The organism is Tenacibaculum xiamenense (genome assembly GCF_964513065.1).
In the GTDB taxonomy this organism is placed as follows: Bacteria; Bacteroidota; Bacteroidia; order Flavobacteriales; family Flavobacteriaceae; genus Polaribacter; species Polaribacter xiamenense.
Genome location: NZ_CAZEQU010000038.1, coordinates 1 through 20,242, shown reverse-complemented (window position 1 = coordinate 20,242; position 20,242 = coordinate 1). Strand labels below are relative to the sequence as shown.

Annotated in this window: 20 protein-coding genes; 14 read left to right on the top strand and 6 right to left on the bottom strand. The window is 32.6% G+C overall.

Going from position 1 to position 20,242, the window contains the following annotated elements:
* Positions 1–105 precede the first annotated feature (105 nt).
* Entirely contained in the window at positions 106–1,503 is a 1,398-nt protein-coding gene (locus ACKTTV_RS17105; RefSeq protein WP_408032088.1) for a TlpA family protein disulfide reductase, read from the top strand.
* A 65-nt stretch (positions 1,504–1,568) separates the two neighbouring features.
* Here ACKTTV_RS17105 and ACKTTV_RS17100 read toward each other — a convergent pair whose 3' ends face one another.
* Positions 1,569–2,366, bottom strand: coding sequence for a TIGR00266 family protein (locus tag ACKTTV_RS17100; protein ID WP_408032087.1), 798 nt, complete (start codon positions 2,364–2,366; stop codon positions 1,569–1,571).
* Between the two features lie 42 nt (positions 2,367–2,408).
* Entirely contained in the window at positions 2,409–2,864 is a 456-nt protein-coding gene (locus tag ACKTTV_RS17095; protein ID WP_408032211.1) for a DUF4442 domain-containing protein, read from the bottom strand.
* Positions 2,865–3,020: 156 nt separating this feature from the next.
* Here ACKTTV_RS17095 and ACKTTV_RS17090 point away from each other — a divergent pair, with 156 nt between their 5' ends.
* The 13 genes from ACKTTV_RS17090 (at position 3,021) to ACKTTV_RS17030 (ending at position 16,586) form a co-directional block, all read left to right on the top strand.
* Complete coding sequence (locus tag ACKTTV_RS17090) at positions 3,021–3,449, top strand: DUF4870 domain-containing protein (protein ID WP_408032086.1); 429 nt, start codon at positions 3,021–3,023, stop codon at positions 3,447–3,449.
* Between the two features lie 19 nt (positions 3,450–3,468).
* The gene (locus ACKTTV_RS17085) at positions 3,469–3,813 is read left to right on the top strand and encodes a PadR family transcriptional regulator (protein ID WP_408032085.1); all 345 of its coding nucleotides are present in this window, start codon (positions 3,469–3,471) and stop codon (positions 3,811–3,813) included.
* Positions 3,806–5,794 (top strand): PspC domain-containing protein, encoded by a 1,989-nt coding sequence (locus ACKTTV_RS17080; protein WP_408032084.1) that lies wholly within the window; start codon positions 3,806–3,808, stop codon positions 5,792–5,794. The genes ACKTTV_RS17085 and ACKTTV_RS17080 overlap by 8 nt, the downstream gene beginning before the upstream one ends.
* Before the next feature lie 123 nt (positions 5,795–5,917).
* Positions 5,918–6,424: a nuclear transport factor 2 family protein gene (locus ACKTTV_RS17075; RefSeq protein WP_408032083.1), complete on the top strand. Its 507-nt coding sequence runs from the start codon at positions 5,918–5,920 to the stop codon at positions 6,422–6,424.
* 24 nt (positions 6,425–6,448) lie between these two features.
* Positions 6,449–7,768 carry a serine hydrolase domain-containing protein gene (locus ACKTTV_RS17070; RefSeq protein ID WP_408032082.1) on the top strand — a complete coding sequence of 440 codons (1,320 nt, stop codon included), beginning with the start codon at positions 6,449–6,451 and terminating at the stop codon, positions 7,766–7,768.
* A 10-nt stretch (positions 7,769–7,778) separates the two neighbouring features.
* Entirely contained in the window at positions 7,779–8,228 is a 450-nt protein-coding gene (locus tag ACKTTV_RS17065; protein WP_408032081.1) for an ankyrin repeat domain-containing protein, read from the top strand.
* A gap of 226 nt (positions 8,229–8,454) precedes the next feature.
* On the top strand, positions 8,455–10,101 hold the full coding sequence (locus ACKTTV_RS17060) for an ArnT family glycosyltransferase (RefSeq protein WP_408032080.1): 1,647 nt from the start codon (positions 8,455–8,457) through the stop codon (positions 10,099–10,101).
* A gap of 9 nt (positions 10,102–10,110) precedes the next feature.
* On the top strand, positions 10,111–10,782 hold the full coding sequence (locus ACKTTV_RS17055; RefSeq protein WP_408032079.1) for a M15 family metallopeptidase: 672 nt from the start codon (positions 10,111–10,113) through the stop codon (positions 10,780–10,782).
* 157 nt (positions 10,783–10,939) lie between these two features.
* Positions 10,940–11,614 (top strand): hypothetical protein, encoded by a 675-nt coding sequence (locus ACKTTV_RS17050; RefSeq protein ID WP_408032078.1) that lies wholly within the window; start codon positions 10,940–10,942, stop codon positions 11,612–11,614.
* A gap of 142 nt (positions 11,615–11,756) precedes the next feature.
* Positions 11,757–12,746, top strand: a complete 990-nt coding sequence (gene pdhA, locus ACKTTV_RS17045) for a pyruvate dehydrogenase (acetyl-transferring) E1 component subunit alpha (RefSeq protein ID WP_408032077.1) — start codon at positions 11,757–11,759, stop codon at positions 12,744–12,746.
* Between the two features lie 24 nt (positions 12,747–12,770).
* Positions 12,771–14,405: a pyruvate dehydrogenase complex dihydrolipoamide acetyltransferase gene (locus tag ACKTTV_RS17040; RefSeq protein WP_408032076.1), complete on the top strand. Its 1,635-nt coding sequence runs from the start codon at positions 12,771–12,773 to the stop codon at positions 14,403–14,405.
* Between the two features lie 115 nt (positions 14,406–14,520).
* Positions 14,521–15,717, top strand: a complete 1,197-nt coding sequence (locus ACKTTV_RS17035; RefSeq protein WP_408032075.1) for an Ig-like domain-containing protein — start codon at positions 14,521–14,523, stop codon at positions 15,715–15,717.
* 8 nt (positions 15,718–15,725) lie between these two features.
* Positions 15,726–16,586 carry a hypothetical protein gene (locus ACKTTV_RS17030; protein WP_408032074.1) on the top strand — a complete coding sequence of 287 codons (861 nt, stop codon included), beginning with the start codon at positions 15,726–15,728 and terminating at the stop codon, positions 16,584–16,586.
* Here the strand turns inward: ACKTTV_RS17030 and ACKTTV_RS17025 are convergent, their stop codons facing one another.
* The 4 genes from ACKTTV_RS17025 to ACKTTV_RS17010 all read right to left on the bottom strand — a co-directional run bounded on the left by ACKTTV_RS17025 (position 16,587) and on the right by ACKTTV_RS17010 (position 19,893).
* A complete protein-coding gene (locus ACKTTV_RS17025) occupies positions 16,587–17,150 on the bottom strand; it encodes a DinB family protein (protein ID WP_408032073.1) in 564 nt (187 codons plus the stop codon).
* Positions 17,151–17,316: 166 nt separating this feature from the next.
* Positions 17,317–17,760, bottom strand: a complete 444-nt coding sequence (locus ACKTTV_RS17020) for a hypothetical protein (RefSeq protein WP_408032072.1) — start codon at positions 17,758–17,760, stop codon at positions 17,317–17,319.
* Positions 17,753–19,270, bottom strand: coding sequence for an ABC transporter permease (locus tag ACKTTV_RS17015; RefSeq protein WP_408032071.1), 1,518 nt, complete (start codon positions 19,268–19,270; stop codon positions 17,753–17,755). Before ACKTTV_RS17015 ends, ACKTTV_RS17020 begins: the two co-directional genes overlap by 8 nt.
* Positions 19,267–19,893, bottom strand: coding sequence for an ABC transporter ATP-binding protein (locus tag ACKTTV_RS17010; RefSeq protein ID WP_408032070.1), 627 nt, complete (start codon positions 19,891–19,893; stop codon positions 19,267–19,269). Before ACKTTV_RS17010 ends, ACKTTV_RS17015 begins: the two co-directional genes overlap by 4 nt.
* Positions 19,894–20,242: the final 349 nt, after the last annotated feature.

Here is a 20,242-nt window from a genome sequence, read left to right as displayed (position 1 = left end):
CATTACTGCGGATTTTTTTTATTAATAATTCACAAAAAAAAATGTTTTTTGTGTTTATCAAAATTTTACAGAGATTTACTTCTTTAATCAATTAAAGAAGTAATTATGAAAATTTCCCACTTACTATTATTACTGTTATGTTTTATCTTCTTAACAACCTCCTGTAATTCCCCTACCCCCATAGAACAACTCATTATTAAAGGTAAAATAGACGGATTCAAAAAAAAAGAAATTAAACTAACTAGCTACAATTATGAACATAAGATAAAGATTAATAAATCTTCTAAAACCTTTAATGACACCATTAAAATCCCAAGAACAGGATATTACAATTTGGTCTTTTCGAAAAACAAATACTTAACACTTTACCTCACTAAATCTGACAATTTAGAAATTAATAGTAACCTTAAAAACCTGGAAAAAACATCTTTTAAAGGAGATAATAAGCAGGTCAATAACTACTTTATTAAAAAAAGTAAGCTTTATTCTTCTATTGTTAAGTCTGCCTATGTTCTATTCAAACAAAATGAAGAGTCATTTACTCAAACAATGGACAATTACAAAGACAGTTTAAAATCCTTATGTGCTTCAAACAAGTTTCCTGTTGATATCGAAAATAAAGAGTATAGACACATAGATTATGAAATTACTCGAAATTTTAATAATTATGAGGACTTTCACGGAAAACTGACTGGAGAAACGGATTTTAACGTTTCAAGTGCTTTTTCTCAAAAAATCCCTGAAATCAAATTAGACCATAGAGAGGATTATTTAGATTTTCTTTCGTACAGAAAATATATTCAAGAATTATTAGAGAGAAAAACAAACAAGACAAACACTGAAGATCAAAATAGTAAACCATTTATTAATTATCTAAAAACAGTAACTAACAACATTAACGACACACTAATAAAAAATGATTTATTCTTTACAAAAGGAATAAAACAAATCACCTATACCGATTATATTAAAGAGTATTATGACTATTATATTAAAAACTCCACAAACAACACGTATAACAATAAAATAACAGAAAAGTACAATGTGTTAAAACTTACCGCTAAAGGTAATAACACTCCTAAATTTTTTGATTATGAAAATTATGAAGGAGGAATAAACTCTTTGGATGACTTTTTAAACAATGGAAAATACAAGCTAATCGATGTATGGGCTACTTGGTGTAACGTTTGTGAGCGAGAAATCCCTTTATTAAAAAGGTTCGAGGTTCTTTATCATGACAAAAACATAGAATTTATTGGAATCAGTGTTGACAAAAAAAGTAGCTTCGATAAATGGAAAAAAGTTATTAAAACAAAAGAACTATCCGGCCATCAATTATTTGCTGACAATGAAATGAAGTCCGACTTTATACAAAAATATGCTATTGAAGGACTTCCGAGGTTTATTATTCTAGACCCAACTGGTAAAATTGTTACACCTAATGCCCCCAGACCATCTGAAGATGATAAATTGAAAAATATTATTGATAATTTAAATATCTAATATTTATTGAATTAGAATAGTAGTGGAAAGTAACTAGAATATTGCTCTCCACTACTTTTTTATTATTAAAATCGGTTATCTCCATCCAAGAGATCTCCTATACCTCCTAAAATACTACCTTCTCCTCTATCTCCTCCCGATTGCGGAGCCATCGAAAGAACACGTCCTGCCAGTCTACTAAACGGCAACGATTGAATATATACTGTACCAGGTCCTCTTAAAGTCGCAAAGAACAAGCCTTCTCCTCCAAAGATGGTATTCTTTATCCCTCCAACAAACTCAATATCATAATCGACATCTTGAGTAAACCCAACAATACACCCTGTATCCACTTTTAAAACTTCACCCGGCTGTAAAACTTTCTTTGCCATGGTTCCTCCAGCATGAATAAATCCCATACCGTCACCTTCCATTTTTTGCATAATAAAACCCTCACCTCCAAAAAGTCCTCTACCAAGTTTTTTTGAAAACTCAATACCGATAGAAACACCTTTAGCTGCACAAAGAAATGCATCTTTCTGACAAATAAACTTTCCTCCAAACTCAGTTAAATCGACAGGTACAATTTTCCCAGGATATGGTGATGCAAAAGATACTTGTTTTTTCCCGTGTCCAATATTTGTAAAAACGGTCATAAACAAGCTTTCACCGGTTAGAATTCTTTTTCCTGCAGAAAATATTTTCCCAAGTAAGCCTTTTTCTTGATTCGATCCATCTCCTAAAATAGTATTCATTTTAACATCCGAATCCATCATCATAAAGCTTCCACTTTCCGCTACGACACCTTCCTCTGGATCTAATTCAATTTCTACATATTGCATTTCTTCACCATATATTCGGTAGTCAATTTCGTGTGCATTCATAATAATTAGTTTTATTGGTTAGACGCTATTTTACTTTTTTTGTTACGACTTCACTTTCAAACTCCATTCAAATTCAAATTTCGACACAGATACCCCTTCTTCATTAATTCCCTCTGAAGTAACCAATACCGTTTGCCCATCACCTGTCTCTACCGCCCTTTTGATTACCTCTTTAATTAATGCCCCATCATTACATTCAAATCGTATTTTACCCACTGCCTTTTTTGTAAACACCGCATTCATATTAGTAACGAGCATTGATACCTTTTCTCCTGAATCACTTATTGCTTTCATTACTAAAATTCCCGTAGATAATTCTGAAGCCATCCCTTGGACTGCCCAAAACATCGACTTAAATGGATTTTGATTTACCCATCTATGGCGTACTCGAACAACTGAATTAGTCTCTGAGATACTGGCAACACGAACCCCTGTAAAAAAAGCTGCTGGTAATTTAAAAAGTAAGAATGTATTTATTTTTCTCGGTGTAAACTTCATTTCTATATAAGATTTACTGGCAAAATACAACTTTAAACTAAATTTTAACATCTAATCTAAATGTTAAATTTTGTTAAATTTTAGTACTATGTATTGCATAATACCATTTAATATCTATATATTTGTATTGTCAAGTATTATATAAATCATATTATTATGCAAAACAATAACGAGAATACAAACGCCTTTTTAATACATATCTCATCTTTTGCTGGATATTTATTTCCATTAGGCAGCATTATAACTCCACTAATTATTTGGCAAACCCTAAAAGATAAAAGTCCTTATTTAGACGAACATGGAAAGGAAGCTGTTAACTTTAACATTAGCTTCAGCTTATATATTTTTATTTTAGGCGCTTCTTTTTTCTCATTTATTTTTGGCAATTTTTTCGACATTTTCAATGGCGTAGATATTGACTTTGGAGGACATCATTCTTACAACGGACTTTTTGGAATTTTAGGAGTTGCTTCTTTAGTTAGTATTGTTACTCTTATTAAAATAGCTTTAATCATCTTAGCTGCCATGAAAGCAAACAATGGAGAAGTTTACAAGTATCCATTTACCATAAAATTTATTAAATAACCACTCTAAACCACGCTCAATGAAGATAGAAAACACAAAAGCTCAAATGCGTAAAGGAGTGTTAGAATACTGTATTTTATCCATTCTGAAAAATGGAGATGCTTATACATCAGAAATTCTATCCACCTTAAAAAGCGCTGAAATGATAGTGGTCGAGGGAACCATTTACCCACTATTAACTCGATTAAAAAACGCCGGGTTATTAAGCTATAGATGGGAAGAATCAACCTCTGGACCCCCAAGAAAATATTATGTTTTAACCGAAAATGGACAACTATTCTTAAAAGAATTAGACAAAACATGGAATAACCTAGTGAATGCTGTAAACCAAGTAACAAGTACAAAATCAACTGAAAATGAATAAAACGATCAACATAAATTTAGGTGGATTTTTCTTCCATATAGATGAAACCGCCTACCAAAAATTAAAACGTTATTTAGACGCAATCGGACGTTCTTTAAGTGACGACCCTCAAGGGAAAGATGAAATTATTTCTGATATCGAAGCCAGAATTAGTGAGTTATTGTCAGAAAGAATAACGGATGCTCGTCAAGTTGTAAATGAAAGTGATATTGATGAAATTATTGCTATCATGGGGCAACCTGAAGATTATGCCGATGTTGAAGAAGAGTACACTAAAACTACTTCAAGTAGCAGCCGAAGAAAAGGTGCTGGTAAAAAGCTTTTCAGAGATGGAAATGACAAGTTTTTAGGAGGTGTTTGTTCTGGATTAGGACATTATGTTGGTATTGACGCTATTTGGATTCGTTTAGCTTTTATTGTATTAATTGCAAGTGGATTCTCTCCTTTAGTCTATATTATTTTATGGATTCTTCTTCCCGAAGCCAGAACTACTTCTGAAAAACTTCAAATGGAAGGAGAGGCTGTAAATATTGATAACATTGAAAAAAAAATTCGTAACGAGTTTGAAAACCTATCAACCAAGCTGAAAGATGGCGCCCATGAACTATCTGACAAAATTTCGAGTGCAGATTATGAAAAACTTAGAGCACAAACTAAGTCGGGATTTCAAGATTTTATAGATACTTTAGGTAAAATATTACTTGCAGTATTCAAAGTCTTTGGAAAATTTATGGGTGTCATTTTAATTTTTATTGCTGGTGCTACCTTGATTTCATTGCTGTTAGGTATTTTCTCAGTTGGAAGTTTGGAAATTTTACAAATTGATAATGATATCGTTCATTACCCACCATTTTTCTATGAGTCATCAATGCCTAGATGGTTATTGGCAACGTTCTTATTCATTCTAATAGGTATTCCATTTGTAGTTCTATTCATTTTAGGTTTACGTATTCTTTCTCCAAATATTAAGAAATTAAACACCTCTACAGTATTAACGTTACTGGGTATTTGGTTAGTTGCGCTATTAGGAGTTGGTTTTTCGGCTATCGAATTTTCAACGTCAAGAGCATATAATGGAACTAATGTTGAAAAACATAGTCTTACTTATGACACTGAAAAGCCATTAAAAATTAGAGTGGTTAACGACGATAATATTTATTACCAATCTCGACTTCGAAACAGTCATAATTATGTGAATGTAATGGTCGATGATACAGAGATGAAATATTCAAACGATGTAAACATCGATATTGAAAAGAGTGAAACAGGTAATGCTTACATAGAAATTAAGAAAACCTCAGAAGGAAGAAAGCGTAATTTAGCAAATAAAAATGCCGAAAATATTCGTTATAATTTTAAATCAGATAATAATATAATTGTTTTTGATGCCTATTTCTTAAATGACTTCAAAAACATGTGGAAAGATGAAGAAGTAAAAGCTACTCTTTACCTACCTGAAGGTTCAAAAGTATATTTTGAAAGATCATCACGTGATTTCTTGTATAGTATTGACAATACAGATGATATTTATGACCGTGATATGGTTAACCATCATTTTAAAATGACTTCTAGAGGCCTTGAGTGCACTGATTGTGAAAAATCGAATACTAATTTTGATGATGAGGAAAGTGAAGAAGATTCATTTGACAACGAAGATGAGGACATGGAAGATATAAGCTTTCTATTTGAAAGTACCATTAATGATTTCAAAGCAGAACTTGTTGTTACTAAAGAAACTACAAAAAATGAACTTAAAAAACTAGCTCGCTGGTTCAAGAATCGAAAAAACATTGATATCGATTTTTCCGAATCTACATTCTATGATAATGGTAAAATAAAAACGTATAAAATTGAAGTTGATTGTAACGATGGCTTCAAAGGGAAAAGCGCTTCAAAAAGCACTATTATTGGAATTGGCAAACATGGTTTCATTAGAAACTATGATGAAAATGGCGAAAGCTATTCCTTTAAAATTTGGTAATTACACCAAATTTTAAATCACCTTATAACTCTATTGGAAATTCAACACAACCATAAATACTTCAACTTTAGTATAGGTTGAAGTATTTTACCCTCACACTTTGTGAGTAAACTATTAAAAACTATGGACTCAATTTTCGACTTCTTTTTCAAAGGTAACTTCCTTATGAAATTACTGATGCTATTGTATGCTCTTTTAGTATCATGGTTTACCAATGGCCAGGTACATGAAATCCCACAGTTTCAACCTAAAAATCAACAATTATTCGAAGAAATCTCAAAAATGGATGCTACTTTCTTCGATGCGTATAATAACTGCGATATGGAAACTCAAGCTAAAATTTTAAGCGATGATATTGAGTTTTTTCACGATAATACCGGACTTTCAACTTCAAAGAAAGATATCCTTAATGCTATAAAAAATAATATTTGTAATAAAGTTACCCGAACTTTGATTAAAGGTAGCATTGAGGTATACCCTATACATAATTATGGAGCTGTTGAAATTGGGTACCATAAGTTTTTTAATAGTCAAGAACCAAATGCAAAGTCAATTCCTAGTAAGTTTATTACAATATGGAAAAAAAGCAACGATCAATGGCTTATTACCAAGGTCGTTAGTCTGCACTAAAAGATCAACATGAACTGCTAAACAATGAGAAATCCTGTACTACTTTTAATAATCCTGTTGACCCTTTCTTGTAAACAAGAAAAAGCAACAACATCAACTTTATTCACAAATAAAATTGATAGTTTATTAACGATAAAAGAAAAGAACACAGCTTTTATGGGGAGTATTTATATAAGCTCCAATGGTAACAAAGTATATGAAAAAGCTATTGGATTTGAAGATGTAGAAGCAAATAGAAAATCAAACTTAAATACTCAGTACAACATAGGGTCCATTTCTAAAACATTTACCGCTGTTCTTGTTATGAAGGCAGTTGAAGAAAATAAATTACAATTAAACGAAACTATTCAGCAGTATTTCCCTATGATAAAAAACGCTGATAAAATTACCATAAAACAACTTTTACAACACAGAAGTGGAGTACATAGCTTTACAAAAGATAAGGCCTTCTGGGAAACTCGCACACAATATGTTTCTTCTGAAGAAATGCTTTTAAGAATAAGCAAATATGGCAGTGATTTCGAGCCTAACGCGAAAAGTGAATATAGTAATTCAAATTACTTCCTTTTAGCAAGGATTTTAGAAAAAATTTATGAAACTTCTTATGAAGAACTTTTACAAAACAAAATATGTTCACCACTCAATTTAAAAAACACTTATTCTGAAAAAAACACAAACACCCAATGCCATTCTTATACTTACGGTAATAAATGGATGAAATTTGCTCCAACCAGTTTATCTGTCGGAATCGGTTCTGGATCTATTATATCAACAACAAGAGAAACAAATCATTTCTTGGAGTCTCTTTTAAGAGGCAGTGTGGTATCCGAAAATTCATTGCAAGAGATGAAAACAATCAAAAGTGAATACGGTTTAGGCCTTGTGGAATATACATTAAATGACAGAACGGGCTACGGTCATAGAGGACATATTGATGAATTCAGAGCTACTGCCATCTATTTTCCTAAGGAAAACTTAAGTTTTACCATGATTTCAAACGGTTCTAAAGAAGATATCAATATTCTCTATCAGGAAATCTTTAAACTATATTGTAATGACGCTCCAGTAAAGGCCGATCCAAAAAAGGTTAAACTTTTCACAGGTACATATACATCATCTAAAACCAAAACAGATCAAATCGTTTTCATCAACGAAAACAATGCATTGGTTCATATCATAAAAAATGAATACAAATGTCCTTTAGTTTATAAAGGGAATAACCAATTCATTCTTGAGCAAATGTACGCCACCAATATAAAATTCATTTTTACCGATGACGGAAAAGAGCTCACTTTTGAACAAGGAAACTTCAAAGAAAAATATATAAAGAACGAAGAAATATAATCAACTAATCATGAAAAAAACAATTAAAATATCCCTAATCCTCTTTTTTAGTTTATTCTATAAAAATATTGTTACAGCCCAAAGTATTTCCAACGAAGTTCTTATGGCCATTAAAAACGAGAATTTCCAAGATTTAGATAAGCTAATTACAGATGATGATTTAAATAAGTGTTATGAAGTTCGAGGTAGCTCGTACAATTTTCTGGCTATTTCAATTAAAATGAAATCATTAGAATCACTGAAGTATTTTGTTAAAAGAAAGGCCAACTTAGAAGGAGAATGCACTGGAAAAACACCTTTAATGTACGCCACAAAGTACGGACAGTTGAATGCTGTAAAATACCTGATTGAAAATGGAGCTAGTCTTGAAACTACGAACAGAGGAAGAACAGCTTTAGACTATGCAAAGAAATATGAACAACAGGAAATTGAAAATTATTTAAATAAATATAAGAAATAAATAATGTTGGGAATTTCAGGTATCTCAAAAAATTCCCAACTGGAAAACATTAGTACTTTGTTAGCTAACTTCAAATAAAAGTACTAATACTTGGTTTTATTAGTTAAAAGCCAAAGCGATATGCTTTGGCTTTTTTTGCTTTTTTATTTTCATTCTTATTTTATACAATAATAGCCGCTAGCCTATATTTTTTTACATTACTTTGCAAAAGGATAAAAAGCTATCAATGAAAACAAAAAACTTACTTCTAAGTATTTTAATTTTAATAGGCTTCGTTACGGCTTTTGGTTTATTTATAGATATTATGGCTCCCGATGGAGCTTTATATGCTTCTATTGCCAAAACCATGTATTTAAATAACGATTTTATCAATCTGTTTTCATTAGGAAAAGATTGGTTAGATAAACCACATATGCCTTTCTGGCTAACAGCCTTGTCTTTTAAAGTTTTCGGACTTAACAATTTTGCTTACAAGTTTCCCGCTGTGTTGGTTTTCATTTTTGGTATTTGGGTAACCTATAAATTCACCAAACAAAACTACAACAAGGAAACAGCTCTCATTGCAGCCATTATCTTAGCCACCTCATTGCATAGCGTAATTTCCAACTTTGATGTACGTGCTGAACCTTTTTTAACAGGGTTTATTATTGCCTCAGTATATTATTTTGATAGTTATATCAAAAACAAAAAAATAAAGTTTCTACTTTTAGGATGTTTATTTGCTGGATTCTCTTTAATGACCAAAGGTATTTTTACTTTAATTCCAATTATAGCTGCCCTAGGCGGTGAACTTATCGTAAAAAGAAACTGGAAACAACTTCTCTCTCCTATTTGGATTGTAGCACTGATAGCGGCTTTTGTAGTAACAATTCCTGAACTTTATACGCTATACACCCAGTTTGACCTTCACCCTGAAAAGTTAGTTTTCGGAAAAAACAATGTTTCGGGGCTAAAATTCTTCTTTTGGGATAGTCAATTTGGACGTTTTTTTAACACTGGTCCTATAGTTAACCATAATGGAAGCATCTTCTTTTTTTTACATACCCTTTTATGGGCATTTTTACCATGGTCTATCCTATTTTACCTAGCCACCTTTTTCAAGATTAAGCGCAATGTTAAAAAAGCCAATAGAAACGAAGAATACTATTCAGTTTTTGCAGCACTCACAGCCATACTTGTTTTCTCTATAAGTAAATTTCAATTAGCACACTATACCAACATTATTTTTCCCTTTATGGCCATTGTTACTGCCGATTTTATATACAAAATCAAGAAGGAATATCAAAATAAGCAGAAACTATATGTGATAATTCAAAGTGTAATTTCAATACTACCCATTTTTTTAATTCCAGTTCTTTTATATTTAATGGTAGATCAAATTAGTACTACTTTTATTATTACCACCATCATTGTTCTTGTGTTATTATTTATCACTTTAAAAAAGAGAAAACTTCATAAAGTTGATAAGTTTTTTGTGATAAGCTCGCTATCATTTATACTAGTGTATACGTTTCTAATAACAAGCTTCTACCCTACCTTATTAAAGTATCAAGGAGGTGTTTATGCCGCAAGACATGACAATCAATCAAATTCCGATATTCATGTTTTTGAAGAAGATTCCGCCGATTTCGGATTTGAATATTATACTAAAAAGACTATTAATAGAGTTAATATTGAGGAGTCAACATCATTTAAAGGCAAGACTTTCTATGTTAGTGATAATTTCTTAAAGCAATTAGACAATAACAACATCGACTATTCGATAAATCAAAATTTTGATAATTTTCGAATTACCAAATTAAATATAAAATTTGCCAACAAAAGCACAAGGAAAAATAACGTAAGTAAAACACATATAATCACTCTGAAATAAAATAAAAAAATGAAAGTTAAAACGATAACAACTATCACATTTTTATTGTCCACTTTTATTACATGGTCGCAATTACCTAAAGGATTTTCTTATATAAGAGATGTTGCTCCAAGCATTCAAAGAGAATTACGCTACTGTAACCATAACAATTTTGTTGGAGTTCCTATAGACGGGTATCAAGATGATGTGTTAATCACCTCTACTTTAACAGCAAAAGCATTAAAAAAAGTTCAAGACGAGCTTATTAAAAAAGGATATTCTTTAAAAATTTTTGATGCCTACAGACCACAACAAGCTGTCAACCATTTTGTTCGCTGGGCCAGAGTTATAAATGATACCCTAATGAAATCTGCTTACTATCCAAAAATCAATAAAAGACATTTGTTTAGACTCGGTTATATTTCATCTAAATCGGGTCACTCAAGAGGTAGTTCGGTTGATTTAACGGTTGTTAATCTTAAAACAAATAAGGAATTGGATATGGGAAGTCCGTTCGATTTTTTCGGAAAATCTTCTCATATAGCGTTTGAAAAGCTCACACCACAACAGAAAAAAAACAGAGCTCTATTACAAAAAACTATGGTAAAACATGGATTCAGACCATATAAAAATGAATGGTGGCATTTTACCTTAAGAAATGAACCTTTCCCTAAAACATACTTTAATTTTCCTATCAAATAAAGCACATTTAATTAGGTTTAATTGTTCTTTTAAAACAATCTAAACTAACAAAATAACGCCTCTTAGCAATTTAATTATCATTAACTAAGTAATTTTTAACGCTTTATTTAGACTATGATATAAAATCGGCATTATATTTGCTATTACAATTTGATATATGAAAGAAGCTGGTAAGTATATAATTTTAAGTTTAGCTCTTTGCTTTTCTTCTATCGTTCACGGACAAATAGATGGTTCTAGTGGCGGAAATAAAAAAGGAAGTTTCTCATTGGGTAACATTAGTATTTCTGCTAAGGAAGCAAAAAAACCAAAATCATTGGACTTTAAAAATGATAATGGTTTTAAAACAGCTCACAACAAACAACAACAAGAACGTAAGAAAAAACAAGAACAAGAAGCATACTTAAATAAAGGAATACTTACAAAAGCGAAAATTGCCGAAGAGCAATACCTAAAATCTTTCCAGAAAATTAACGGACAATATCAATACCCGGTTATTGACCAGGACTTAGGTAGCTTTAGTACCAAATCTAAAAGTGTAAATATTATCTGTAGAGATTTTCAATATCCAGATGGTGACAGAGTAACGATTCTTGTGAATGATATTCCTGTAATTACCAAACTAACTTTACAACAACGGTATCAATCATTTAACATTCCTTTAGAAGAAGGAGTTAATAGAATAGAGATTGTTGCTTTGAATCAAGGAACTTCAGGTCCAAATACAGCTGCCTTCAAAATATTTAATGATGCAGGCATGCTAATTTCTTCAAATCAATGGAACCTTGCTACAGGTGCAAAAGCTAGTATTATTATAGCGAAAGAAAAGTAATTAAAATTTTAACAAAAAATAAAAGAACTCTTTGTAATTTCTTTTACTTAGAAGCTTTTTTAAATTATTAAAAACTACTACTTTTGTAGCTACGTTTTGAGTTAGGCAAAACGAACAAACAAAAATAAACAACTAATATATAATGAAAGAAATCACCAAAGATACCTATATCAACTGGTATAGAGACATGTTATTTTGGAGAAAGTTTGAAGATAAACTAGCAGCCGTTTATATTCAGCAAAAAGTAAGAGGTTTTTTACACTTATATAATGGTCAAGAAGCTGTTTTGGCAGGATCATTACATGCAATGGATTTAACCAAGGACAAGATGATTACTGCTTACCGTAACCACGTTCAGCCAATTGGTATGGGAGAAGATCCAAAACGAGTGATGGCTGAGTTATATGGTAAAGCTACTGGAACTTCACAAGGTTTAGGTGGTTCAATGCATATTTTCTCAAAAGAGCATCGTTTTTATGGTGGTCATGGTATTGTTGGAGGACAAATTCCATTAGGAGCAGGTCTTGCTTTTGGAGATAAGTATAAAGGAAGTGATGCTGTTACTTTATGTTATTTTGGTGATGGTGCTGCACGTCAAGGTTCTTTGCATGAAACCTTTAACATGGCAATGAACTGGAAATTACCAGTAGTATTTATTGTTGAAAACAATGGATACGCTATGGGTACTTCAGTAGAAAGAACTGCAAACCATACTGATATTTGGAAACTTGGTTTAGGTTATGAAATGCCTTGTGGACCTGTTGACGGTATGAACCCAATAAAAGTTGCTGAAGCTGTTGATGAAGCTATTCAAAGAGCTCGTAGAGGTGATGGACCTACTTTCTTAGAAATGAAAACATATAGATATAGAGGTCACTCAATGTCTGATGCTCAACATTACCGTACAAAAGAAGAAGTTGAAGAGTACAAGAAAATCGATCCAATTACCCAAGTACTTGACGTTATTAAAGAAAAGAAATATGCCACTGATGAAGAAATCAAGGCTATTGACAAAGAAGTAAAAGACTTGGTTAAAGAGTGTGAAAAATTTGCTGAGGAATCTCCATTCCCAGATGTAAGTCTTTTACACGATGCGGTATACGAACAAGAAGATTATCCATTTATAAAATAATAAATCCAGCAAACTCATTAAATTATGGCTACAGTAATTAATATGCCTCGCTTAAGCGACACCATGGAAGAAGGTGTTGTGGCACAATGGTTAAAAAATGTTGGAGACAAAGTAGAAGAAGGAGACATTTTAGCTGAAATTGAAACTGATAAAGCTACCATGGAATTTGAATCATTCCACGAAGGAACTTTATTACATATCGGAGTAAATGAAGGTGAAACTGCTCCTGTTGACACTTTATTAGCAATCATCGGAGATGAAGGAGAAGATTTCTCTGGATTACTATCGGGAGGTCAACCTGCTGCGAACGAAACAAAACAGGAAGAAGCACCTAAAAAAGAAGAAACAACTTCATCTGAAGGTTCAGCTACTGTAATACCAGAAGGTGTTCAGGTCGTAACCATGCCTCGATTAAGTGATACAATGACTGAAGGAACTGTTGCTTCTTGGTTAAAAAATGTTGGAGATAAAGTAGAAGAAGGAGATATTTTAGCCGAAATCGAAACTGATAAAGCTACCATGGAGTTCGAATCATTCTATGAAGGGACTTTATTACATATCGGTATCAATGAAGGTGATAGCGCTCCTGTTGATAGCTTATTAGCAATCATTGGTGCTGCAGGAACTGATGTTGCTGCTTTAGTTGCTGCTCACAAAGACGGTAACTTATCAGCTGCGACTGAAACTTCTGAAAAAGAAGCTCCAAAAACTGAAAGTGTTCCTGCTGTTCAAGAAACTGCTACTGTTGAAGCTACTGCAACTAGTTCTTCTAACGGTCGTGTTTTTGCATCTCCTTTAGCAAAGAAAATCGCAAAAGATAAAGGAATCAACTTAGCGGATATCAAAGGTTCTGGAGAAAATGGTCGTATCATCAAAAAAGATGTAGAAAACTATACTCCTGCTGCTAAAGCTGCACCTCAACAATCGGCTCCTGCCGCTTCAACTCCTGCTGTAACTAGCTTCGCTATTGCAGGTCAAGAAGGTACTGAGGAAGTAAAGAACTCTCAAATGCGTAAAGCGATTGCTAAGTCTTTATCTGCATCTAAATTTAATGCACCTCACTTCTATCTGAACATTGAGGTAGATATGGACAATGCTATTGAGTCTAGAAAAATAATTAATCAAATGCCAGATACTAAAGTATCGTTTAACGATATGGTAGTAAAAGCTTGTGCTATGGCATTAAGAAGACATCCTCAAGTAAATACTTCTTGGACAGATAATAATACTCAATTCCATAGTCATATCAATGTAGGGGTAGCCGTTGCTGTACCAGATGGACTAGTTGTACCTGTACTAAGACATGCTGACCATATGAATATTAACGAAATTGATATTCAAGTTCGTGACTTAGCTTCAAGAGCTAGAAACAGAAAGCTTTCTTTAGAAGAAATGCAAGGTAGTACTTTTACTGTTTCAAACTTAGGTATGTTTGGAATTGAAAGTTTTACTTCTATCATTAACCAACCGAACTCTGCAATTTTATCCGTTGGAGCAATCGTTGAAAAGCCTGTTGTTAAAAACGGACAAATCGTTGTTGGTAATACAATGAAATTAACATTAGCTTGTGATCACAGAACTGTAGACGGTGCTGTTGGAGCTCAATTTTTACAAACGTTAAAAACATATTTAGAAAATCCAGTTACTATGCTGGCTTAGTGCTATATAAGCTTATAATTATATTAAAAACTCGAAGATCAGTCTTCGAGTTTTTTTATTTTCTGTAATGTTTAGAAATGCTTTCGACTAAATCCAAAAACAATAACCAATTTGTATGAAGCATATCTATCATTTATTTACCATTTTAATGCTTATCGGGTGTGTATCTAACGATATCATTGATGATCGTGTTGAAGAGCAGCTAAGCTTTAATAATCCTATTGAACAATTAGGCATTACCAAAACACATCAACTAACTACAAAATATACCAACAATGTTGGTGAAGTTTTAACACCCAATATTGTTTGGAGCAGCTCCGACACCTCAATTCTAACTGTTTCAGAAAACGGTTTATTAACTGCTGTAAGCCTTGGCAATGCTATCATAACAGCGAGTACCACTACTTCAGAAGGAAAAAATGTTAGCTCTTCTTTAACTGTAACTGTTATCAGTCTTGAAGAAAGCTTAACCATCAACAATACAATTGAAAATATCATCGTAAATAATGAGCACCAATACCAGACCACCTTTGTTAATGCTTTAGGAGTAACAGAAAACGTGAGCATAACATGGTCTAGCTCTGATTCAAATATCGCTAGTGTATCTTCAACAGGACTTGTCACTGCCAATAATTTAGGAGATGTTGTTATCACTGCTTCCACAGTTGTTGATGGAAAAACAATAAGTGCTGAAGATGGTTTTACTGTGAACCCTGTTGGCGAAATAATGAGTATTAATAACCCTATTGAAGAACTAACCGTTGGTGATACACATCAATACACAGCTACCTATACAAATAACATCGGTCAAAATGAAAATGTTACGGTAACATGGAGTAGTTCTGATGATACTATTGCCTCTATCGATACACAAGGACTAGTAACCGCAAAAAATGCAGGTGAAGTAACCATTAAAGCTTCTTACACAAACACTAATGGGCAAGAAGTATCAGACATGGATGCATTTAATGTACAAGTAGGGCAAATCAACACAAAAACTGGAACTATAAGAACAACCAGTAGCTATCAACTCACAGGTACTTTTACATTGAGTGAAATTCCAGGAACAAATGATTTAGAATTAAAAATAAACGACGACTATAGAGCCTCTACCGCCCTTCCTGGATTATACCTATACATGACCAACAATCCAAATACGGTGGCAAATGCAAGGGAAATACAAAAAGTAGCTGTTTTCAGTGGATCACACACCTATATCATTTCAAATGCAGGTATAAACGATTTTAGTCATTTACTATACTGGTGTAAACCTTTTAGTGTAAAAGTTGGAGACGGAGAAATTATAGAATAATATTTATTATGATCAAAAAACAATTAATTATAATCGCTTTTCTTTTTGTTGGATTTCAAAGCTTTGCACAATGGTCAAAAGGAAAAGGTAAAGGATATTTTAAATTATCAGCTTGGTACTTACAATCTGATCAACACTTTACAGGTACTGGTGAGTTAGACCCTAATGTTACTAGAACCCAATTCAATACCAATTTATACGGAGAATACGGGCTTTCTAACAAACTTGATGTAATTGCCTATATACCATTTTTTGCACGCGTTGCTCAAAACAATCAGATATCAGGTACCAATAGTAATACCATTCAGCCAGGTGAATCTTTCAATTCTTTTGGAGATATTGACTTAGGAGTTCGATATGCCATCTTTAAAAAAGGGAATTGGGCCCTAGATGCCAAATTAATTTTAGGACTACCTACTGGAAGCTCAGCTGGAGGAAGCGATGGAAGTTATCAAACAGGAGATGGAGAGTTTAATCAATATCTATCAACCTCTGTGGGATATAGTACTCGCTTATTCAAACGCCCTTCTTACTTGAAATCTTATTTAGGTTACAATAACAGATCCGAAGGGTTCTCAGATGAACTAAGAGCAGGCTTTGAAGTTGGAGTAAATATCATTGAGAAAAAGTTATGGTTAAGTTCAAGAATCAATATCCTACAATCGTTACAAAATGGTACTCTGAATGCAGCCAATAGTAATGGTAGTATTTTCGCCAATAATGTGGAATTTAGTAGTTATGGGTTTGAAGCAGCTTACTATTTCACTAAAAATATTGGAGCTTCTATTTCTTTTGATTCTGCCTTTTCAGGAAGAATTATTGCTGCAAATCCTTCGTATTCTTTTGGAATTTTCTACGACCTCAAATAGCTAGTTAACTAATTTATATACGTTTTTAATACATTTTTTAGCTTGGACGATATGCCTTTCGTTATGGTAAATCACAAAACGGAAGGTATCTCCCAGGCGAAACTTTAACAACGGTAGTGTAATAGACGTTTTAGTTTTTGTTAAATTCTTTGCTCTTGCTTTTTCTAGTAACCCTAATAATTCTTTTTGAAGACGTAAAAACTCCGAAAGCACGTTCTCCGCATTAAGCTTTGAATACACAGGATTTTTACTTTTAAAAGTATTCATCTTCTTCATTTTTTCACCTGGAAGCATGTCCATGGCAAATCTATTTCCAAATTTTCCTGATTTAAATACATCTGAAGTTGGGTAGTTAGATGTTTCTATTCTATAAGCAATTTCTTTATTATAAAACTGAGCATATAAATTTAAATGCTCAATACATTCAACTGCAGACCACGATTTGTCATTTAGTTTATACTGTAAACTCTCTTTATTTTCGTTGCTTAATTGCGTTACAAACTCGATATGAGAGCTTGTCAATACAACTAGTTCATTTAATAATTCTTCCTTGTTAAAAATCATCTTTTTTTACTTTTTCCAAAAGTGCTTATTTTAAATGAAAGAAATATTGATTCAAATCAACACTTTTAAAAAATGAGTTATTGCAGTTAAAAACGATTAAGGTTACGATTAGTTTTATAAAACTACGTTATCGAGTTACAAGCCAATGAATTTCAATACTATGTGATTAATCAACCAAAACACCAGAAGCGTTTTCAAGAATATAGTTACAGTGCTCAACGTCTTCATCATTAAGCTTAAGTGTTCCAACTACCTCAATAACTTGATCTGTCTTAAAATTAGGCTTCTCCTTAAACATTACTTCTATAATACTTTCTGGTCCTGAACCTCCACAAAAATAACAAGCCGCCATTGGGTTCTGAGATAATAAAAGCATTTCACCATCACCCGAAAGATCTAAGAAATATCCTTTAATTTTAATTTGTTTTCCTGTATATGATTTTATTGTTTCTCCAAAAGTAGGTACCAAATAATTTGCCTTATACAAGGCGTTGTATTCAGACTTAAAAGTTACATCGGCAAAATCTACCCAATTTAATTTTTCCTGAGCAATGGCACAGATACTTAACAAGGTAAAAATGAAAAAGGTTACAATATTTTTTTTATCCATCAGACAAGGTTTTTGCTACATTTAATTTAAAAATTGAAAGAGAAGCTAGTAAAGTAGCCACCACTGCTATTACAATTACCATGCCCAATAGAAATAACTCAAATATTTCAGGACCATTAATTTGCAAAGCATAGCCATATGATTTTTGCATATAACTGGAAACACCCCATATTCCAATTCTTCCAAAAATCCATCCAAGAACATAACCTAATCCTGCCAAGAATAAACCTTCTAAAAGTGCCAAAATCAATAGCTGACTACTACGAACTCCATACGTTCGCAACAAAGCTAATTCATTTTTTCTTTCTCTAATTGTTTTTAACAAACTTATAAATATACTTAATCCAGAAACCAATAAAATTGCAAAGGCAATTCCGTTAATCATTTTTATTCCTGAACCAAAAAGCTTTGTTAATCGTTGTACCTCATAACTTGGCAAAGCCGATTGCATATTTGTGTTCTCATTTATAAATCTTGGAAATTGTATCATTCCAATTGGACTTCTGAATTTTACCAACAATGAGGTAATTTCCTTAGCATCATCATAATTATTTAAATCGATTTTTTTGTTCGTATTCTCTTTCTCATCCTCATGGTCATGATCATTGTGTTTTTCTTCGTGGTCTCCATGATCGTGGGCATTGTGGTCATGATCATGTTTTCCTTCATGATCTCCGTGGTCGTGGGCATTGTGGTCATGATCATGTTTTCCTTCATGATCTCCGTGGTCGTGGGCATCATGGTCATGGTCATCATGTTCTTCCTTGTGATCGCCATGATCGTGAACATCATGGTCATGGTCATCGTGCTCTTCCTTGTGATCTCCGTGATCGTGAGTATCGTGATCATGATCATTATGTTCTTTCGCATCCTCTTCATGATCATGTGAGCCATGGTCATGAGTTTTCCAAATACTTTCTAAATTAGTAATAATTAATTGATCAACGACAGTTCCTGTTGGTTTTAAAATTCCCTTTACTGTATATGGATGATCATCATGAACATCAATAGAGGATTCTAATAAACCATGTGATCCACTAAAATTATCTCCTATTTTTAATTCTAATCTTTGAGAAACGCTACTCCCCACAACTACTTCAAAAGGCTTACTAAACAAGCTTCCCTTTTCCAAAGAAGCCCCATAACTATCTATATAATCTGTAGTAGTACCTAAAATTCTAACACCTTTGTAATTATCTCCATAAGACAGAGGAATTGCTGATTTCACAAAGGGATTATTTTGTACTTGTTTTGCTTCCTTTAACTTAATATTTCCTGTAGGAGCATCAATATGAAGTACTGATGATAATACCAACTGCAAAGGGCTTCCCTTTGCTCCAACCACCATATCAAAAGGAGTTATATTTTTATTTAACTGCCCTCCTACTTGTTTACTTAACTGCAATACAAAAGTAACCAGAGAAACGCTAAGCACTAACAACATTAAACTTAATACTAAGTTGAATGGTTTGGATACCAAATTTTTATAGGCTAAATAAACTAATTTCATAATGTTACCTGATTTTTAAAATGAGACTTCACTCTGAAATCATGTGTAATAATAACCAAACTACTTTTACTTATCGTAGCTTCTTCTTTCAACAATTCAATTACAGTATCACAATTAGCATCATCTAAGTTTGAAGTAGGTTCATCGGCAAAAATAACTTTCGGTTGGTGAATTATTCCCAAAGCAATCGCCAATCGTTGTTGTTGTCCTTGACTCAGGTTCGACACTTTTTTAGTCAAATGATCAGCTAACCCCAATCTCTCTGCTAACTCCATTGCTCTTTTTTTATCATCTATCTTTTTGGGAAAGCTTTGTCGTAACTTCAAGTTTTCCGCAACATTCAAAGAATTAACAAAGTGATATTGTTGAAAAATAAGCCCTACATGTTCACCTCTAAACTTATCTAACTGTCGTCTTGATAAAGAACTGATGTCCGTTCCGTCAATAAACACATTGCCTTTCGAAGGCTGTAAAAGTCCTGCCATTAAGTACAATAAGGTTGTTTTTCCGACTCCTGAAGGCCCTAAAATAAGTAAATGTTCTGTAGGATTAAGATCTATGTCAGGAAAACTAAACCCCGCCTCGGTACCATAAGAATAGGATAAACCTGTTGTTTTTACCATGAGTTAATTTAGAAAATAAAACAATATTAATGCAATTTAGTTGCAACAACAAAATGTTAACATGAATTTATAAAATTACTCTTAAAATTCAAGGTAAAATTAAGAATATCAAAATTATTTGAAAGCTTCCTTTGGAAGAAATGATCTAAACTTTCAATTCTGATTACTATAACAGTCTTTTCGAAAGAATGGTAGTGACTGAGAAATCTAAATTACGCTTGAAAGAGTAAAAGATTTCTCCTTTGGGTCGAAATTGTAAAGGTTAACTAATTCGTTGACAAAATTTTATATTTTGCCATGCGAATAAATACAGATGATTTAACATTGGTTCGAAGTTATTTACAGAAAT

What these genes read in the sequence shown, in the direction of transcription:
- ACKTTV_RS17105 (WP_408032088.1), top strand. Translation starts at nt 106, where the DNA reads ATGAAAATTTCCCACTTACTATTATTACTGTTATGTTTTATCTTCTTA.
- ACKTTV_RS17100 (WP_408032087.1), bottom strand. Translation starts at nt 2,366, where the DNA reads ATGAATGCACACGAAATTGACTACCGAATATATGGTGAAGAAATGCAA.
- ACKTTV_RS17095 (WP_408032211.1), bottom strand. Translation starts at nt 2,864, where the DNA reads ATGAAGTTTACACCGAGAAAAATAAATACATTCTTACTTTTTAAATTA.
- ACKTTV_RS17090 (WP_408032086.1), top strand. Translation starts at nt 3,021, where the DNA reads ATGCAAAACAATAACGAGAATACAAACGCCTTTTTAATACATATCTCA.
- ACKTTV_RS17085 (WP_408032085.1), top strand. Translation starts at nt 3,469, where the DNA reads ATGAAGATAGAAAACACAAAAGCTCAAATGCGTAAAGGAGTGTTAGAA.
- ACKTTV_RS17080 (WP_408032084.1), top strand. Translation starts at nt 3,806, where the DNA reads ATGAATAAAACGATCAACATAAATTTAGGTGGATTTTTCTTCCATATA.
- ACKTTV_RS17075 (WP_408032083.1), top strand. Translation starts at nt 5,918, where the DNA reads ATGGACTCAATTTTCGACTTCTTTTTCAAAGGTAACTTCCTTATGAAA.
- ACKTTV_RS17070 (WP_408032082.1), top strand. Translation starts at nt 6,449, where the DNA reads ATGAGAAATCCTGTACTACTTTTAATAATCCTGTTGACCCTTTCTTGT.
- ACKTTV_RS17065 (WP_408032081.1), top strand. Translation starts at nt 7,779, where the DNA reads ATGAAAAAAACAATTAAAATATCCCTAATCCTCTTTTTTAGTTTATTC.
- ACKTTV_RS17060 (WP_408032080.1), top strand. Translation starts at nt 8,455, where the DNA reads ATGAAAACAAAAAACTTACTTCTAAGTATTTTAATTTTAATAGGCTTC.
- ACKTTV_RS17055 (WP_408032079.1), top strand. Translation starts at nt 10,111, where the DNA reads ATGAAAGTTAAAACGATAACAACTATCACATTTTTATTGTCCACTTTT.
- ACKTTV_RS17050 (WP_408032078.1), top strand. Translation starts at nt 10,940, where the DNA reads ATGAAAGAAGCTGGTAAGTATATAATTTTAAGTTTAGCTCTTTGCTTT.
- pdhA (WP_408032077.1), top strand. Translation starts at nt 11,757, where the DNA reads ATGAAAGAAATCACCAAAGATACCTATATCAACTGGTATAGAGACATG.
- ACKTTV_RS17040 (WP_408032076.1), top strand. Translation starts at nt 12,771, where the DNA reads ATGGCTACAGTAATTAATATGCCTCGCTTAAGCGACACCATGGAAGAA.
- ACKTTV_RS17035 (WP_408032075.1), top strand. Translation starts at nt 14,521, where the DNA reads ATGAAGCATATCTATCATTTATTTACCATTTTAATGCTTATCGGGTGT.
- ACKTTV_RS17030 (WP_408032074.1), top strand. Translation starts at nt 15,726, where the DNA reads ATGATCAAAAAACAATTAATTATAATCGCTTTTCTTTTTGTTGGATTT.
- ACKTTV_RS17025 (WP_408032073.1), bottom strand. Translation starts at nt 17,150, where the DNA reads ATGATTTTTAACAAGGAAGAATTATTAAATGAACTAGTTGTATTGACA.
- ACKTTV_RS17020 (WP_408032072.1), bottom strand. Translation starts at nt 17,760, where the DNA reads ATGGATAAAAAAAATATTGTAACCTTTTTCATTTTTACCTTGTTAAGT.
- ACKTTV_RS17015 (WP_408032071.1), bottom strand. Translation starts at nt 19,270, where the DNA reads ATGAAATTAGTTTATTTAGCCTATAAAAATTTGGTATCCAAACCATTC.
- ACKTTV_RS17010 (WP_408032070.1), bottom strand. Translation starts at nt 19,893, where the DNA reads ATGGTAAAAACAACAGGTTTATCCTATTCTTATGGTACCGAGGCGGGG.